Origin of the sequence: Halomonas sp. ALS9 (genome assembly GCF_001651035.1) — a bacterium.
Lineage (GTDB): Bacteria > Pseudomonadota > Gammaproteobacteria > Pseudomonadales > Halomonadaceae > Vreelandella.
The window spans coordinates 419,595-437,069 of sequence record NZ_LXRG01000192.1 but is presented as its reverse complement, the minus strand read 5'-3'; the positions used below and the strand labels follow the sequence as shown (position 1 = coordinate 437,069).

The window sequence follows — 17,475 nt, the reverse complement described above, 5'->3', positions numbered from 1 at the left end:
TTGCTCCTTTATTTATCAAGGTCTTAATCAGCCTGAAGTAGGATTTTGCGGCCTTCGTGCAGCGAACGCTCCGCTGCGTCGGCTAAGCGCAAGGCTTCCAAACCATCCTGGGCACCCGCTAGAGGGGCACGCTTTTCGCGCCAAGCATCGACAAAGTCTCCAATCTCTAATCGATAAGCCTCAGCATAACGCTCTAAAAAGAACCACTTAGGTTTCTCTTCCACCTGTCCTGCCTCGCCGGTAAAGCGTAGCCGAGTATCAGACTCGTTTTGTGCTTGTAGCATGCCTTGGCTGCCAAACGCTTCGATACGCTGATCGTAGCCATAGCAGGCACGGCGTGAGTTGCTGATTTGGCAAAGCTTTCCACTGGCGGTGGTGAGGATGACCATGGCGGTATCCACATCACCCGCTTCACCAATGGCTGGGTCGATAATGCTACTGCCAACGGCAAAGACACTTTCGATCGGTTCATCGAGTAGCCAGCGCGCCATGTCGAAATCATGAATCATCATGTCCCTGAACAGGCCGCCGGACTTAGCCACATACTCGGCAGGCGGGGGCGAGGGGTCGCGGCTGATGATAGTCAGCGTTTCCAAGGCGCCAATACGTCCTTCGATAATGGCCTTTTTAAGTGCAGCAAATTGAGGATCGTGGCGACGGTTAAAACCTAACGCGCAGGTCACCGGATTGTCGCTGAGCACCTGCAGCGCATCGCGTGTGCGCGCTAAGTCCAGGGCGATGGGCTTTTCGCATAGAATCGCTTTGCCTGCGCGAGCGGCGCGTTCGAGATACTCCGCGTGGGTGGGCGTGCTGGAGGCAATCAGCACTGCATCAATGGTGTCGTCGGCGAAAATATCATCGACACTGACCGCGCGGCTTGCGTACTGCTCGGCCAGGGCTTCTGCAGCAGGCTGATGAAAATCGGCCACGGCGGCCAGCGTAACGTTTGGGTGTGAATGAATGGCCTGGGCATGCACTTTGCCGATACGTCCAGCGCCGATAAGTGCGAGTTTCATAAGCTCTCCTGTCTTGTTGTTGGTGTTAGCTTGCATGGGCGTTTATGTCTTACGTTTTTTGCTTGGGGCTTTTGTCTGAGCTTTTTCCAGCGCTTTGTCACGGGACTTGTCTTGCCGCACGCCCAGGGCAATCGCCAGGGCTTGGGTCAGGCAGAGCGATGCGGTCAAGCTGCGGAAACTTTTCACCTCGGCTTCGTTGACCACAAACACCACATCGGCGAAGCGGGCAAGTGGGCTGAGGGTCGAGTCGGTAATCACCACGATAGGTAGACCGCGCTGATGGGCGTCTTCGCAGGCTTTTTGGCTCTCTTCTGCATAGGGGGAAAAACTGATGGTTAAAAGGGCGTCGTGCTGGCTCATGGCACGCAGTTGCTCGCCGTACATCCCTCCCAATCCGCTGACCAATAAAGCGGGCTTGTCCACATGCGCTAGGGCGTAGGTCATATAGCTGGCCACCATAAAGCTACGCCGGGCGCCCATCACATGTATGGCGTGGGCCTGCTCAAAAATATCCAGCGCCTTCTCTAGACTCTCTGGATCGATACGGCTGGGAAGCTGCTCCAAAACAGCGCGATTGGCATCGGCGAATTCCCACAACAGCTGGGTGCTATCCGGGGTTTCCCCAGTAGCGCTGCGAACCGCACGAATACGCTCGGTGTAATTAGGTAGTTCGTCGACCAGGCGGCTGCGAAACAGCTGCTGCATTTCGGAAAAACCCTTAAAGCCCAAGCTATTGGCCAAGCGAATCAAGGTGGAGGGGGTGACATCCGCCTGCTCGGCAATTTTGGCCACGGTGGCCAAAGCGACTTCCTGAGGATGGTCAAGCATAAAACGCGCGGTTTGCTGCAAGCGTTTACTTAGCGTGGCGTACTCGGCGCTGATCAGCGTTTCCAACTCACGGTAGCTTTGTGGGGGTTGTGACATACAAATTCCTTCGCGTTAGCCCATCTAGCACTCATTCACTTATTGACTACTGGGCGTTTGCTACTGAGCAAAGTGGCTGGTTGTTGTGCAGTCTAGTTTATTGAAATAAATATTCCATTTATACCAAAGTATAGAATAAATAATTTGATTATGTTGCCATTTGGAATCTATATTTCATAGCGTCAAAGAAAAGCATTCGATGCTGCACTACCAACGAATAATGATAATACGAAGAGGAATTTACTTATGGCACGTCTATCTCATTGGCTTCTGGCCTCCGCCGCCACTACGGCGCTCATGGCCGGTGCCGCACAAGCACAAGAACCGGCACAAGAAGAGAACCGCTTTGTCATGGTGACCCATGGCGTTCCCTCAGATCCTTTCTGGTCTGTGGTCAAAAACGGCGCTGAGGCGGCGGCTGACCTCGTAGGCGCTGAGCTTGAATACCGCGCACCTTCCACCTTTGATATGGCCAAAATGCAGCAACTCGTTCAGGCGGCGGTGGCGTCTCAACCAGACGGTTTGATCCTGTCGTTCACTGACGAAAATGCCTTGGGCAGTGTTGTGCAAGATGCGGTCGATAACGGCATTCCCGTGATCACGATCAATTCCGGTGGTGATGTGGCGCGGGATTATGGCGCCCGTTTGCACATTGGGCAGAGTGAGTATGAGGCGGGTAAACAGGCCGCTGAGCGTATGCAAGAACTGGGCGTTGAGAAAGGCGTTTGTGTAAATCACGAACAGGGTAACCAGGGGCTTGATCAGCGCTGTGATGGTTTTGTCGACGGCTTTGATGGCAACGCTGATCAGTTGGCGACCACCTACGACCCCACCAATATTCGCAACGCTATCGTGGCTTATCTCAACCAGAATAACGACGTTCGAGGTGTTTTAACGCTGGGGGCGCTGGCGGCGGATCCAATGATTCGTGCTATGCGTGAGCAAGGGGCTACCGATACCTTCACTCTGGGCACCTTTGATCTTTCGCCAGGCATTCTAGAAGCACTTGATGCGGGCGACCTGGATTTTGCGATCGACCAACAGCAGTACATGCAGGGCTACCTGCCCGTTATGTTCCTAGACCAGTTCGTCAAGAACGGTCTGCTACCCGCAGGGGATGTTGCCACCGGCCCAGGGTTTGTCACTCAAGAAAATGCTGCGCAGGTTATTGAACTGAGCAGTCAGGGCATCCGTTGATAACGACCTAATCGGAAAAGGCTCGGCGGTGCCGAGCCTTGGGAGTCGATCGCCATGAGTTCCAATGAAACTAACCAACCTGTTGCGCCAGCAGCGGTTGATCAAGATGAGCGGATTCAGAAAGTCTCATTTTGGAAAAAAGCGCTCAATCGCCCTGAATTGGGTGCGCTAGCGGGTGCCGTGTTGGTGCTTGCCTTCTTTATCGCCGCGTCCAGCGGCACCGGGATGTTTACCCCCGCGGGTATTATTAATTTTCTTGAAGTTGCCGCCCAGCTCGGCATTATCGCCACGGCGGCTGCGCTGCTAATGATCGGCGGTGAGTTTGATCTTTCGATCGGCTCAATGATCGGCTTGGCGGGCATTCTGATTGCTATTCCGGCAGTGGAGTATGGCTGGCCGCTATGGGCGGCTATTTTATTGGCCTTCGCCTGTGCAGGCTTGGTGGGCTGGATTAACGGTAATCTGGTCAATAAAACGGGGTTGCCTTCATTTATCGTTACCCTGGGCTTCCTGTTCATTCTGCGTGGCCTGGCTATCGGTACTAGTCGGTTGTTGACGGGGCGTACTCAGGTCGGGGGCGTTCAAGAGCATATTCCCGGCGATTGGTTCGCGGCGCTTTTTTCTGGAGAAGTTGCTACGGGACTATTCAGTTGGATGGCGGCAAATGGCTGGATGGCCACTAACTTTGCGGGCAATCCTGTCGTCTCGGGCATTCCGGTCTCTATCGTCTGGTGGCTCGGTTTAACTGCTGTGGCAACCTGGGTGTTGCTATGCACGCCTTACGGCAACTGGATCTTTGCCAGCGGTGGCGATGCTAACGCGGCACGCAACTCGGGCGTGCCTGTCCACCGCGTTAAGATTTCGCTTTTCATGTTCACCGCTTTCTCCGCCACCATCTTTGCCTGCATACAGGTCATGGATACCGGTTCAGCGGACACCATTCGCGGCTTGTTAAAAGAGCTGGAGGCCATTATTGCGGTGGTCATTGGTGGCGCTTTGCTGACCGGCGGTTACGGGTCTGCCATTGGTGCGGCCCTCGGTGCGCTGATCTTCGGCATGGTGCAAATGGGTATCTTCTACACCGGTGTTAACACTGACTGGTTCCAGGTCTTCCTGGGCGTGATGCTGCTGGTGGCCGTGCTTTTCAATAATTACATGCGCAAGAAGGCGATGGAGGCCAAGTAACATGACAACTCAAACGCCAATGATCGAAATGCGCAGTGTCAGCAAGCACTTCGGCAGCGTCATCGCCATCAGTGATATCTCGATGCAGGTCTATTCCGGTGAGGTTATGTGCCTGCTGGGGGATAATGGTGCGGGCAAGTCGACGCTGATCAAAACCCTCTCTGGGGTTCATCAACCCACCCATGGCGAAATGCTGCTGGATGGCGAACCCGCCCGCTTCAAGTCACCGGCTTACGCGCTAGATGCGGGTATCGCCACGGTTTTTCAGGACTTGGCGATGGTGCCATTGATGTCTATTACCCGTAACTTCTTTATGGGTCGCGAACCGACGGTGGGCTGGGGCCCGTTTAAGCGCATCGATTGGAAGTATGCCGACCGGGTTGCCAAAGAGGAGATGGCCAAGATCGGTATCGATGTGCGGGATCCAAGCCAGCCGGTGGGTACGCTTTCCGGTGGCGAACGCCAGTGCGTAGCGATTGCTCGCGCTGTCTATTTTGGCGCCAAAGTACTGATTTTGGATGAGCCAACGTCAGCTCTCGGGGTCAAGCAAGCCTCCGTGGTACTGCGCTACATCGCCAAAGCCCGCGCCGATGGCCTTGCGGTCATCTTTATTACCCACAACGTCCACCATGCCTACCCAGTGGCTGACGCTTTCACCCTATTGTCACGCGGCGGCAGCTTGGGTTCCTTCCGTAAAGAAGAGGTTAGCCGCGAAGAGGTGCTCAATATGATGGCGGGTGGCGCTGAGCTAGAAAGCCTGGACGCGGAGCTAGCGGAGTTCCAGCGGGACGATAAAGCCAAGAAGGCCAACTTAGCCGGTCAAGATTCTCAGCTTGGGGACGAAACAGACACCGGGCAACCTTCAACGCGTATTGCTGGCGGTTATTAAGGAGTCATGATGAATAACCCAACCTCATCCTCTCCGTTCACACTGGCCGTGTGTGCTGAAATGATCTTCCGCGATTTGCCCGTACTGGAGCGCGTTAAGCGTATTGCTGAACTGGGTTTTCAAGTCGAAATATGGGACTGGACTAAGCACGACATTGGCGCACTGGCCAATAGCGGGGCGACATTTTCCTCCATGACCGGCTATGTCGCCGGCAACCTGGCGGATGCCGCCGGAGCCGATGAACTGCTTCGCACCGCTACTGAGTCGGTTGAGGTAGCAAAGCGTCTTGGTATTCCGCGCCTTAACCTGCACGGCACCGGGCTAGATGGCGATGGGCTGCCCGTTCAACCTTGCCAGCAGATGACCGGTGCTATGTGGCTCAAAGCCCGCGACACACTCAACCGGCTGGCGGATCTCGGCGAGCAGCATGGCGTCACCTTTGTGCTTGAAAATCTTAATAACGAGGTTGACCACCCCGGCGTGCCGTTTGCTCGCTTGGCAGATGTGTTGGCGCTTGTAGAAAGCGTTGATCGACCGGGCCTGCGCATCATGTTGGACGTTTATCACGCCCAAATTGGCGAAGGTAATCTGATTGAATTGATTCGCCGCTGTGGGCCTTACATCGGAGAAGTGCAGGTGGCTGATGTGCCTGGGCGCTGCGAGCCAGGAACAGGCGAGATTAACTACCCGGCCATTGCCAAAACGCTGAACGACATGGGTTATCGCGGCACCGTAGGGCTGGAAGGCTGGGCCTCTGGCGACGATGACCTCGCTCTTGACCGGTTCCGTGCTGCCTTCTCATTTTAATCGATAGCCACCCAAGACGCTTATATGCCCAGTGTCATCTTTTGCCCGATACCACGAATTTGTGACGTGGGGAGACGTTTATGCTGAATAACAACAGTCAACACCGACCGCTTGACCTGATTTGTCTTGGACGCGTGGCGGTCGACCTTTACGCCGAACAGATTGGCAGCCGTTTAGAAGACGTAGCGAGCTTTGCCAAGTACCTGGGCGGCAGCTCGGGCAATATGGCCTACGGTACTGCGCGGTTAGGGCTGAAATCCGCCATGCTCTCGCGGGTCGGCGATGAGCAGATGGGTAACTTCGTGCGCGAAGAGCTGGAGCGGGTTGGAGTGGATACCAGCGCGCTACAAACCGACCCCGAGCGCCACACGGGCCTGGTGCTGTTGGCGTTGAAAGACCGCGAAAGCTTTCCACTGCTGTTTTACCGTCGTGACTGCGCCGATATGGCCATCGACGCTGACGCCATCGACCCTGAATTTATTGCCCGGGCAAAAGCCCTGGCGATTACTGGCACGCACCTTTCTACCGATACCACCCGGCGGGCGTGTCGCAAAGCGCTGGACGCCGCTGCCCATTATGGTGTGAAGCGGGTGCTGGATATCGACTACCGCCCCGTGCTGTGGGGACTGACCAACCCCGGCGATGGCGAAACCCGCTTTATCGCCGATGATAAAGTGACCACCGACCTACAGCGCTGGCTGCTGGATTTTGACCTGATTGTAGGCACCGAAGAGGAGTTCCATATTGCCGGTGGCAGCACGGACACCTTGGCGGCGCTGCGCGCAGTGCGTGAGGTTAGCCAGGCTACCCTGGTTTGCAAACTGGGGCCCATGGGCTGTGTAGTGTTTGAAGGTGCTATTCCAGAGCATATCGAAGACGGTATTTTGGTCAAGGGCGTGCAGGTCGAAGTGCTTAATGTACTGGGCGCCGGGGATGCCTTTATGAGCGGGCTGCTACGGGGGTGGTTACGCGGCGAGCCCTGGCAAACCAGCGCCGCCTATGCCAACGCCTGTGGGGCGTTGGTGGTCTCCCGTCACGGCTGTGCCCCCGCCATGCCCACTGAAGACGAGTTATTTGATTATCTGGCGCGCCGCGACAAAGTACCCCGCCCGGATATCGATCAACGCCTGAATCATTTGCACCGGGTCACTACCCGAGTGCCTGCTCAGTGGCCTGAAGTACTCGGGCTGGCATTTGACCACCGCCGCCAGCTCACCGATATGGCCCGTGAAGAGTATGCCGACAGCGCGCGGCTACCGGCACTCAAAAAACTCCTGGTCACCGCCGCCGAAGAGGGCGCAAAGCTGGGTGGTATTCCCACGCCCGCAATTCTGGTAGATGACGTGCTGGGTCAGGACGCGCTCAATCACGCCAGCGGCAAAGGCTGGTGGATTGGCCGTCCTGTGGAATTGCCAGGGTCACGTCCGTTGCGCTTCCAGCATGGCGATGATTTAGGTGCCTGTCTGCGCCAATGGCCGCGGGAGCAAATCATCAAATGCCTGGTGTTCTACCACCCCGACGATGAGCTTGCGCTGCGCCTGGAGCAGGAGGAGCGCCTGCGCCAGCTCTACCAAGCGGCCTGTGCGTATGGGCTGGAGTTGCTGATTGAAATCATTCCCCCTGCAAACATGCCTAACGATGATAAGACGTTACCGCGAAGCCTGCAGCGGCTTTACAACCTGGGCATTCGCCCCGACTGGTGGAAACTGCCTGCTATGTCAGACGCCGCCTGGCAGGCGGTGGGCGAGACCATTGAGCGGGAAGATGCCTACTGTCGCGGTGTCGTACTGCTTGGGCTCGACGCCCCTATGGACGATATGAAGCGCGGCTTTCAAGCAGCAGCCAATCATGCCTGCTGCAAAGGCTTCACCGTTGGGCGCACGCTATTTGCCAGCGCCAGTCGCGACTGGCTGGCGGGGCGTATCGACGATGCCAGCTTGGTAGAGCGGGTCGCCCAAAACTATGCCGAACTGATAAAGGCGTGGCGGCAATTAAGGCAGGCGCAGCCGCAAGCGCTGGCCCACACGGAGGAGGCGTAAGATGAGCACTATTCGACTCACCATGGCCCAGGCATTGGTCAAGTACCTTGCCGCCCAGCGTATCGAGCTAGATGGTCAGGAACAGGATGGGCAAGAAGTGCCACTGTTTGAAGGCGTGTTTGCGATTTTTGGTCATGGCAATGTGGCCGGGTTGGGCGAGGCGCTTTACCACGTGCAAGACCGCTTGCAGACCTTTCGTGCCCATAACGAACAAACCATGGCCCACGCGGCCATTGCTTTTGCCAAAGCCAGCGGCCGTCAGCGCTTAATAGCCGCCACCAGTTCCATCGGCCCAGGGGCGACCAATATGGTTACCGCTGCGGCGCTCGCTCACGCCAACCGTTTGCCGATCTTGCTGCTGCCGGGAGACACTTTTGCCACCCGCGACCCCGACCCGGTGCTGCAACAGGTAGAGCATTTCGGCGACCCGACCATTAGCGTTAACGACTGCTTTCGCCCAGTATCGCGATACTTCGACCGTATTAACCGCCCGGAGCAACTGCTGACCAGCTTGCCCCAGGCGATAGCCACCCTGCTTGATCCTGAGCACTGCGGCCCGGCGACCCTGGCGCTGCCCCAGGATGTGCAGACCTTTGCCTACGATTATCCAGAAGCGTTTTTTGCCCCCAAAGTACATCGCATTCGCCGCCCGCCGCCGGATGCTTACGAGCTACGCCAAGCAATCGCTGCGCTACAACAGGCCAAACGCCCGCTAATTATTGCCGGTGGCGGCGTGCATTACGCTGCTGCCTGCGACGCCTTGGCAGCGTTTGCCAAAGCGCGCGGCATCCCGGTAGCCGAAACCCAGGCTGGCAAAGGCGCACTGGCCGACAGCCACCCCTGCGCGGTGGGCGCGATTGGGGTGACCGGCAGCGCAGCCGCAAATCATTTGGCAGAGCAGGCAGATGTCATTCTGGCAGTGGGCACTCGTCTGCAGGACTTTACCACCGGCTCCCGGGCGCTGTTTGAAAGCAGCGATAAAACGCTGATTGCCCTCAACGTTGGCCGCTTTGATAGCGTTAAGCACCAGGCGCTGCCGCTGACCTGCGATGCCATGATCGGGCTGGGGCAGCTCGATTCAGCGCTGGGCGAGTGGCGCGGCAGCGATGAATGGCGCGAACAAACCGTAACGCTCAAGCGCGAATGGGCCGAAATAGTACACCGTGTAACCGCCGACCAAGGGCTGGCGCTACCCACCGATGCCCAGGTGATCGGTGCGGTGAATCGCCAAGCAGGCAACGATACCACCGTGGTATGCGCCGCCGGTGGCTTGCCCGGCGAGCTGCATAAGCTCTGGCAGTGCTCGGGCCCTGGCAGTTACCACGTGGAGTACGGTTTCTCCTGCATGGGCTATGAGATTGCCGGTGGTCTAGGCGTCAAGATGGCCAAGCCCGAGCGGGAAGTGGTGGTGATGGTCGGTGATGGCAGCTACCTGATGCACAACTCCGAGCTGGCCACCTCGGTGATGCTGGGCCACAAGCTGATTGTGGTGGTGCTGGACAACCGCGGCTATGGCTGTATCAACCGCCTGCAGCACGCCACCGGCGGCGCGGGTTTCAACAACCTGCTGCAGGATTGCCGCACGGTGGAGGCGGGTGCGCCGAAAACCGATTTTGCCGCCCACGCCAAATCTCTGGGCTGTGAGGCTGAATCGGTAACCGGTATTGCGGAGCTGGAGCAGGCGCTGGTGCGCGCTCGCGCCGCCCACACTACCTACGTGATTGCTCTGGATACCGACCCGTTACCCAGCACCCAAGAAGGCGGTGCCTGGTGGGAAGTGGCCGTGCCCGAGGTTTCCGAGCGTGAAGCGGTCAATAAAGCCTATCAAGGGTACCGCGAAGCCAAGCAGCGCCAACGCCATTAATACCAACAAACATAATCACAAGGAATACGCTATGCCAACGGTTACTTTAGGCATCAACCCGCTCACCTGGACGAACGATGATTTGCCCAGCCTGGGCGGCGCAACGCCCCTGGAAACCTGCCTGCAAGAGGGGCGCGAAGCGGGCTTTAGCGGCTTTGAACTGGGCAATAAATTTCCCCGCACGCCGGATGCCTTGAATGAGGTGCTTAGCGCTCACGACTTATCGCTTGTTTCGGGCTGGTACTCCGCACATCTGCTGGAGCGCAGCCCGGAAGAAGAGATTGAAGCCATTCAAGACCATATGAACCTGCTCAAGCAGTGCGGCGCCAAGGTCATGGTGCTGTGTGAAGTTACCCACTGTGTGCACGGCGACCAGGCGCGCCCGCTCTCTCAACGCCCGCATCTTGCTGAAGAAGAGTGGCAGCGTTTGCTAAAAGGTCTGGACATAGTGGGCGACTATTTGAAATCTCAAGGTATTCAACTGGTGTATCACCACCACTTGGGCACGGTGATCGAGAGCCAATCGGATGTTGAGCGCTTAATGGACAACACCGGTGAAGGAGTAGGGCTGCTGCTTGATTTTGGTCATCTACGCGGTGCTGGCGGCGATCCGTTCGCCATCGCCAAGCGCTACAGCCAGCGCATTCATCATGTTCACTGCAAAGATCTGCGCTTCTCGGTGTTAGACGCAGTGCGCAACCGCGACAAAAGCTTTTTAAACGGCGTGCTGGACGGCCTGTTTACGGTGCCGGGGGATGGCAATGTGGATTTTCTGCCCGCCTTAACTCACCTGTGCGAGCAAGGGTATCAGGGTTGGTTAGTCGTGGAAGCCGAGCAAGACCCTGAAGTCGCTCACCCGCTGACTTATGCCCGTCTGGGCTACCGCAATTTGCGCCAGCTTGCCGAGCAGGCAGGTTTTGACATTGCCGACTAAAACAGCACTCGCGACGCATTTTTATCAGGAGTCTTTATGAAGACGCTATCCCACTATCTCAACGGCCAACATATCGTCGGTCAGAGCCAACGTACTTCGCCGGTCTATAATCCGGCCACCGGCGAGCAGAGCGCCCAGGTGGCGCTGGCCAGTGCCGATGAGACCCGTGACGCAGTGCGCATCGCCAATGAGGCCTTTGTCTCCTGGTCAAAAACCTCGCCGCTAAAGCGCGCTCGAATTCTTTTTAAATTCAAGGAGCTGGTTGAGGCGCACACCGATGAGTTGGCGCGACTGATCTCCAGCGAACACGGCAAGGTATTTTCAGACGCCAAAGGGGAAGTGACTCGCGGTCTGGAAGTGGTCGAGTTTGCCTGCGGCATTCCTCACCTGCAGAAAGGCGAGCACTCCATGAATGTTGGTACCGGCGTGGATAGTTACTCGATGATGCAGCCGCTGGGGGTGTGTGCGGGTATCTCACCATTTAACTTCCCTGCCATGGTGCCCATGTGGATGTTCCCCATCTCCCTGGCCTGTGGCAACACCTTCGTGATGAAACCGTCTGAAAAAGATCCCTCCACGCCACTGCGCTTGGCCGAGCTGCTTAAAGAAGCGGGCCTGCCGGATGGCGTCTTTAATGTCGTCAACGGCGATAAAGAAGCCGTGGACGTGCTGCTCACCGATGAGCGTGTCCAGGCGGTAAGTTTTGTGGGCTCCACGCCCATCGCCGAGTATATCTACGCTACGGCATCAAAAAATGGCAAACGCGTTCAGGCGCTGGGCGGGGCAAAAAATCATATGGTGATCATGCCCGATGCGGATCTGGATCAGGCGGTGGGTGCCCTGATGGGGGCCGCCTACGGCTCGGCGGGCGAGCGCTGCATGGCGATTTCTGTCGCGGTGCCCGTGGGTGAAGAGACCGCTAATCGCCTGCGTGAAAAGCTGGTGGCTGAACTGGAGAAATTAACCGTCGGCCCTGGCTTGGTTGATGGCCCGGATAACGATATGGGCCCGCTGATCACCCGGGAGCATCGCGATAAAGTGGCGGGTTATATCCAAACCGGTGTCGATGAAGGCGCCGAGCTGGTGGTGGATGGCCGTCAGACAAGCATAGATGGCGCAGGTGATGGCTACTTTATTGGCGGGACACTATTTGACCATGTGACGCCGAGCATGCGTATCCACTCTGAAGAAATCTTTGGCCCGGTGTTGGCGATTGCCCGTGTGGAAAGCTTTGACGACGCGGTGAGCATGATCAATGCCCACGAGTACGGCAACGGCACCGCAATCTTTACCCGGGATGGAGATGCTGCACGCCAATACTGCGAGCAAATCCAGGTCGGCATGGTGGGCGTTAATGTGCCGATTCCGGTGCCCATGGCGTTCCACAGCTTCGGTGGCTGGAAGCGTTCGTTGTTTGGCCCGTTGCATATGCATGGCCCGGATGGCGTGCGCTTTTACACCCGCATGAAAACCATCACCCAACGCTGGCCTAGCGGCATTCGTGAAGAGACCAATCACTTCACTATGCCGACGATGTAAACAGCCTGATAGTGGCTCACTAAAACAGGTATGTATATCTGGTGATGAGGGCAGATTTCCGCGAGGGCGCTGTGAACCCGTCCATGGGCGCTACTTTCGCCATCCATGGCGAAAGACCCTCGCTTCAAACTGCCCTCACACCACGTTTATGGAGCCTGTATTTTACCGGCAGTGAAATTGTTAGCAGGGATAATCACAATGAAAACCCTCAAAATTGGCTTAATCGGCACCGGCTTTATGGGTAAAGCCCATGCTATCGCCTTTAATGCAGCGTCCAGCGTTTTTGAACTGCCCGCTAACCCCATATGCGAACTCTTGGCAGATGTCGACCTCGCCACTGCAGAAAGCCGCGCGCGTGCCTGGGGCTTTTCCCGCGCCACCAATGACTGGCGAGACCTGGTGGCAGACAGTGATGTGGATGTGGTGGATATCTGCGCGCCCAATTTTCTGCATAAAGAGATGGCGCTGGCCGCCATTGCCGCGGGCAAGCATGTTTACGCTGAAAAGCCGCTGGCGCTCAATAGCGCCGATGCCAACGAGATGGTGGCTGCGGCAGAAAAGGCGGGTGTCAAAACCCTGGTGGGCTTTAACTACATTCGCAATTCCGCCACCCAGCTGGCCCGCCAAATTGTCGCCAGCGGTGAGATCGGTGAGTTGATTCACTTTCGTGGTCGCCACAACGAGGATTATCTACTCGACCCACAAAAGCCCCACGACTGGCATACCCAGCGGGCAACAGCGGGTGCTGGCGCGTTAGGCGATGTAGGCTCGCATATTCTCAATATGGCCGAGTTTTTAACCGGGCAGCGTATTACCGAGGTATGCGGTCAGCTACAGACCGTTATCGCCATGCGCCCAAATGCTGGCGGTAGTGGTATGGCGGCGGTAGAAAACGACGACCAGGCACAGGCTATGTTGCGTTTTGACCAGGGATTAATCGGTAATATCGAGACGTCACGGGTAGCCGCTGGGCGCAAAATGGGGTTGGCCTATACGCTAACGGGCACTCAAGGTGCCATTGTGTTTGATCAGGAGCGCATGAGCGAGCTGCAGCTATATCGCCACGGCGATGCCCCAGGGAGACGCGGCTTTACCACCTTGTTTACAGGCCCCGAACACCCCGACTATGCCGCTTTCAGCCCCGCGCCGGGGCATGGATTGGGCTATAACGATCAGAAAATTATCGAAGTGCGTGATCTTGTAGAAGGCATCATCAACAATCGCCCCCTCTACCCCGATTTTCGCGAAGCGGCCCGGGTTAATCGACTGATCGATGCTATCGAAAAGTCGGATCAGACCGGCCGGTGGGTGACGGTATAGCCGCGGCTGCTAAACCAAGCGCTGGGGCTGTTTGCCAAAGTTCCCAGCGCCTGCCGGGAATGAAGAGATCACAGGATAATCAGTGTCGCGAGCCCCAAAAAGGATAAAAACCCAACCACATCGGTAACGGTGGTTAAAATCACCGCACCAGACAGTGCCGGGTCAATCCGCAGCTTTTTCAGTACCAATGGAATCAGCACCCCAGAAACATTGGCCAGGCTCATATTGATAAAGATGGCCAGTGTGATTACCAGCGTAATCATGGCGTCGCCAAACCAAAGGTGTGCAATTAAGCCGACCACCAACGCCCACACTAGGCCGTTGCTCATGCCTACCCACATCTCTTTGTTATAAAGCCATTTAATATTGTTACCCGCGAGCTGACCCAGCGCCAGGCCGCGAATAACCACGGTCAGGGTTTGACTGCCTGCTATCCCTCCCATGCTGGCAACGACGGGCATCAGGATGGCTAGTGCCACGATTTGATCGAGTACCGCTTCAAACTGGCCAATGACAAAGGCGGCTAGAAAAGCTGTTAACAAATTAATGCCCAGCCAAATGCCGCGGCTTTTGGCGCTGCGCAATATGGGGGTAAAAACTTCCTCTTCATCACTGACGCCTGACATATGTTTTAACGTCATGTCAGCATCGTCTTGGGTGATTTCTAATACGTCGGTTGAGTTGAGTTGCCCTACCAGTAAGCCATCGCTATCGCACACCGGCACAAAATGAAGTTCTTTGGAGCGCAATAACGCGGCGGCATCGCTGACCTTCATTTGATCATTTAGGGTGAAGAAATCATCCATATAATCATCAACCACCGCGTCCTGGGGCTGTTTGATTAAATCGATCAGGGACAGTGTGCCGAGTAAGCGTTTATCTTTATCGGTAATCATGATTTGCTGCGATTCATCGTCGAGCAGGCGATGAATCCGAATATAGCGTTGCACGGCCTCTAACGAGACGCCTTGTTTTACATTGACCGTTTCGGGATCCATATAGCGCCCCACTACATCATCTTCATAGGCATGAAGATTTTCGACCTGGGCGCGTATTTCTTGGTCTAAGCTGGCGTAAACGCTGGTTTTGATGGCCTCGTCAGCAACATCCAGTACTTCAGCCACTTCCTGGGCATCAAGGCCTCTGACTATCTGCTCCACATCGCTGGCAGAAAGGTCTTCGATGTAGTCGGCACGAATATCTTCGTCAACTTCGGCGAGCACCTCGCCAATTAACTCGTCAGGCACATATTCCCAAAGGAAATCGCGTGTTTTGGCCGGGAAGGATTCAAGTGTTCGCGCAATGTCTAAAATATCGAGTTCAGTGAAAAACTCTTGTAGAGCCGCTGTGTCTGGGGTGTCTAAAAGCTTTTGAAGATAGAGCAGCAGCTCTTCGTTATTGGTATATTTTTCATCATCGCGCATAGCGTCCGTCCTTTTTGGAAACTAGGTATTAAGGCAATAAAATTGCAAACTCTCGGAGGCTCGCTTTGTTAAGTTTATAGACTGGTTTGGTTGAAAGCCACGCGTACACCGTAGGCTAAGCGTTGTTGTGCGGAAACGGACGGCACATCAGAGCCTATCATTTCATCGGCGGCGTCGGCCCAGGTCAGCGTGCCGTGGGTGAAGCCCAGCGGCGCCAGCGCACGGCCAATCCATTGCGTACCGGTAAAGCGTTGTGCCTCGCCACTCTGATCGGTGAGCAAGCTGACGGCGTTATCCTGATGCAAGCGAACAATGTACCAACCTCTATCGAGCCCGTGGACTTCTACGTCGGGCAACGGCGCTGAGCATTGTGCAAGCTCGTCAAGGGTAAGGTGAGCGGGAAGAGGTGAAGACATGGCGTATCCTCATAAGTGAATATCCTATACGCCAAGACTAAAGGGTGTACGTTATTTGTACAGCAGTAACCGCCTGATCGGCGCTATTTGGGCGCTTGATCAGACGGTTTGAGGTGGATGTCTTGTTATTTAGCCATTAGGGGCTTATCCATTACGAAACAGAAAGCTGTAGGCATTTAATGCGGGTACGCCGCCCAGGTGGGCATAAAGCACTTTAGAACCCGCGGGGAATTCACCGTTGCGCACCATGTCGATCATGCCGTGCATGGATTTGCCTTCGTAAACCGGGTCGGTGAGTACGCCTTCCAGGCGGGCGCATAAGCGAATAGCTTCCAGCGTGCCTTCATTGGGCAGGCCGTATTCTGGGCCGCCATAGCGGGTATCCAAAATCACATCGTCATCGTTAATGCCGCCTTCCAGCTCCACCAGCTCGGCCGTGTTGCGCGCAATGCGTAGGATCTGCTCGCGGGTTTGTTCCGGCTTGGCGGAGGCGTCAATGCCAATCACTCGCTGGGCGCGACCATCGGCGGCAAAGCCCACCACCATCCCTGCCTGGGTGCTGCCGGTGACCGAACAGACGACGATGTAGTCAAATGTGAAGCCTAATTCTTTCTCCTGCTGGCGGACCTCTTCGGCAAAGCCGACAAAACCTAAGCCGCCGTAGGGGTGTTCGGAACAACCTGCGGGAATTGGGAAGGGCTTACCACCTCGCTGGCGCACATCTTCCATCGCCTGTTCCCAGCTGGGGCGAATACCAATATCAAAGCCTGCTTCATCCAGACGTACATCGGCGCCCATAATGCGCGACATCTCGATATTGCCCACCCGGTCATACACTGCGTCGGAGTAGTTGACCCAGTTCTCCTGTACCAGAACGCACTGCATGCCCAGGTGAGCGGCAACTGCGGCAACCTGGCGGGTCTGGTTGGACTGAATGCCGCCAATCGATACCAGCGTATCGCAGCCCTGTTCCAGTGCTTCGGGAATCAAGTATTCCAGTTTGCGGGTCTTATTGCCGCCAAAGGCCAGGCCGCTGTTGCAGTCTTCGCGCTTGGCGTAGAGCTCTACCTCACCGCCGAGATGTTCGCTTAGACGTTTGAGTGGCGTGATAGGGGAGGGGCCAAAGGTGAGAGGGTAGCGTGGGAAACGTTCTAGGTTCATAACAGGCTCCAGCTTTTAAGCGTTTCAGTGCGAAATAGAAAGCTCGCGTGGCGAGTGGGGATGTGGAAGGTTTGTGTGAAAAGCTCTGTGTGAACAGTGGGCGCGCTCTGCTATTTATACTAAGTGCTAGCTAAGATTTTTGTGTTGCAAAATTAGACGTGTTAAAGCAACAAGAGTTGATATTAAATGCATTATGTAGTTTTAAATGGTGTGTAAATATCAATAAGGTAAATAATAGTGCGTTCAAAAACTCTCCGTTCAGGCGCTGAGCCTGATAATCAGGCGGTTGAACTAGATCGAACAGACCGGCGTATTCTCAAACTGCTTCAGGACGACGCCACGCTCTCCAATGTGGCGCTGGCGGAGCAAGTGAGCCTGAGCCCTGCGGCCTGTCTGCGAAGGGTTGAAAAGCTTAAACGAGACGGGGTGATCAGCCGGGTGGTGGCGCATTTAGACCCTGAACAGCTCCAGGCGGGCATGGTGGTGCTGATTGGCGTGGTGCTGGATCGCTCGACGCCGGAATCCTTCGCCGCCTTTGAAGAGGCCGCCCAGAAGGTATCCGGCTGTATGGAGTGTCATGTGGTCACCGGGGAGTTTGACTATTTTATGCTGGTGCGCACCCGGGATAGCCAAAGCTTCAACAGGCTACACGCCGAACAACTGCTCTACCTGCCCGGCGTACGCCAGATCCGCTCGTTTATGGGGCTACGTCAGGTGGTCTCTACCCATAAGGTGCTGGTTTAGGCTGGTGTTAATTTAG

At 56.0% G+C, this 17,475-nt stretch carries 15 protein-coding genes; 10 read left to right on the top strand and 5 right to left on the bottom strand.

Translation table 11 applies throughout. The features are described from left to right. Positions 1 to 23 precede the first annotated feature (23 nt). Together iolG and A6R74_RS15855 are read right to left on the bottom strand one after the other, a co-directional pair. Positions 24 to 1,016: an inositol 2-dehydrogenase gene (gene iolG / locus A6R74_RS15860; protein WP_064235446.1), complete on the bottom strand. Its 993-nt coding sequence runs from the start codon at positions 1,014 to 1,016 to the stop codon at positions 24 to 26. A 42-nt stretch (positions 1,017 to 1,058) separates the two neighbouring features. After that, positions 1,059 to 1,940, bottom strand: a complete 882-nt coding sequence (locus A6R74_RS15855; protein ID WP_064235445.1) for a MurR/RpiR family transcriptional regulator — start codon at positions 1,938 to 1,940, stop codon at positions 1,059 to 1,061. A gap of 246 nt (positions 1,941 to 2,186) precedes the next feature. Here A6R74_RS15855 and A6R74_RS15850 point away from each other — a divergent pair, with 246 nt between their 5' ends. The 9 genes from A6R74_RS15850 to A6R74_RS15810 all read left to right on the top strand — a co-directional run bounded on the left by A6R74_RS15850 (position 2,187) and on the right by A6R74_RS15810 (position 13,714). Then, positions 2,187 to 3,137, top strand: a complete 951-nt coding sequence (locus tag A6R74_RS15850; protein WP_064235444.1) for a sugar ABC transporter substrate-binding protein — start codon at positions 2,187 to 2,189, stop codon at positions 3,135 to 3,137. A gap of 54 nt (positions 3,138 to 3,191) precedes the next feature. Next, positions 3,192 to 4,322: an ABC transporter permease gene (locus A6R74_RS15845; RefSeq protein WP_064235443.1), complete on the top strand. Its 1,131-nt coding sequence runs from the start codon at positions 3,192 to 3,194 to the stop codon at positions 4,320 to 4,322. 1 nt (position 4,323) lies between these two features. Next, positions 4,324 to 5,211 carry an ATP-binding cassette domain-containing protein gene (locus tag A6R74_RS15840; RefSeq protein WP_064235442.1) on the top strand — a complete coding sequence of 296 codons (888 nt, stop codon included), beginning with the start codon at positions 4,324 to 4,326 and terminating at the stop codon, positions 5,209 to 5,211. A gap of 9 nt (positions 5,212 to 5,220) precedes the next feature. Continuing rightward, positions 5,221 to 6,018 carry a TIM barrel protein gene (locus A6R74_RS15835; protein WP_064235441.1) on the top strand — a complete coding sequence of 266 codons (798 nt, stop codon included), beginning with the start codon at positions 5,221 to 5,223 and terminating at the stop codon, positions 6,016 to 6,018. Positions 6,019 to 6,098: 80 nt separating this feature from the next. Continuing rightward, positions 6,099 to 8,057, top strand: coding sequence for a bifunctional 5-dehydro-2-deoxygluconokinase/5-dehydro-2-deoxyphosphogluconate aldolase (locus A6R74_RS15830; protein ID WP_064235440.1), 1,959 nt, complete (start codon positions 6,099 to 6,101; stop codon positions 8,055 to 8,057). A 1-nt stretch (position 8,058) separates the two neighbouring features. Then, positions 8,059 to 9,921, top strand: coding sequence for a 3D-(3,5/4)-trihydroxycyclohexane-1,2-dione acylhydrolase (decyclizing) (gene iolD, locus A6R74_RS15825; RefSeq protein ID WP_064235439.1), 1,863 nt, complete (start codon positions 8,059 to 8,061; stop codon positions 9,919 to 9,921). A 31-nt stretch (positions 9,922 to 9,952) separates the two neighbouring features. Beyond that, complete coding sequence (gene iolE, locus A6R74_RS15820) at positions 9,953 to 10,855, top strand: myo-inosose-2 dehydratase (RefSeq protein ID WP_064235438.1); 903 nt, start codon at positions 9,953 to 9,955, stop codon at positions 10,853 to 10,855. 36 nt (positions 10,856 to 10,891) lie between these two features. Then, positions 10,892 to 12,394: a CoA-acylating methylmalonate-semialdehyde dehydrogenase gene (locus tag A6R74_RS15815; RefSeq protein ID WP_064235437.1), complete on the top strand. Its 1,503-nt coding sequence runs from the start codon at positions 10,892 to 10,894 to the stop codon at positions 12,392 to 12,394. A 198-nt stretch (positions 12,395 to 12,592) separates the two neighbouring features. Next, entirely contained in the window at positions 12,593 to 13,714 is a 1,122-nt protein-coding gene (locus tag A6R74_RS15810; protein WP_064235436.1) for a Gfo/Idh/MocA family protein, read from the top strand. Between the two features lie 68 nt (positions 13,715 to 13,782). Here A6R74_RS15810 and mgtE read toward each other — a convergent pair whose 3' ends face one another. The 3 genes from mgtE to A6R74_RS15795 form a co-directional block, all read right to left on the bottom strand. Further along, positions 13,783 to 15,138, bottom strand: coding sequence for a magnesium transporter (gene mgtE, locus A6R74_RS15805; protein ID WP_064235435.1), 1,356 nt, complete (start codon positions 15,136 to 15,138; stop codon positions 13,783 to 13,785). A gap of 74 nt (positions 15,139 to 15,212) precedes the next feature. Further along, positions 15,213 to 15,554 (bottom strand): DUF6482 family protein, encoded by a 342-nt coding sequence (locus tag A6R74_RS15800; RefSeq protein ID WP_064235434.1) that lies wholly within the window; start codon positions 15,552 to 15,554, stop codon positions 15,213 to 15,215. Positions 15,555 to 15,698: 144 nt separating this feature from the next. Next, entirely contained in the window at positions 15,699 to 16,715 is a 1,017-nt protein-coding gene (locus A6R74_RS15795) for a 1-aminocyclopropane-1-carboxylate deaminase (protein ID WP_064235433.1), read from the bottom strand. Positions 16,716 to 16,952: 237 nt separating this feature from the next. On the opposite strand from A6R74_RS15795, the gene A6R74_RS15790 reads away from it, so the two are divergent. Further along, positions 16,953 to 17,459 (top strand): Lrp/AsnC family transcriptional regulator, encoded by a 507-nt coding sequence (locus A6R74_RS15790; protein WP_064235432.1) that lies wholly within the window; start codon positions 16,953 to 16,955, stop codon positions 17,457 to 17,459. Positions 17,460 to 17,475: the final 16 nt, after the last annotated feature.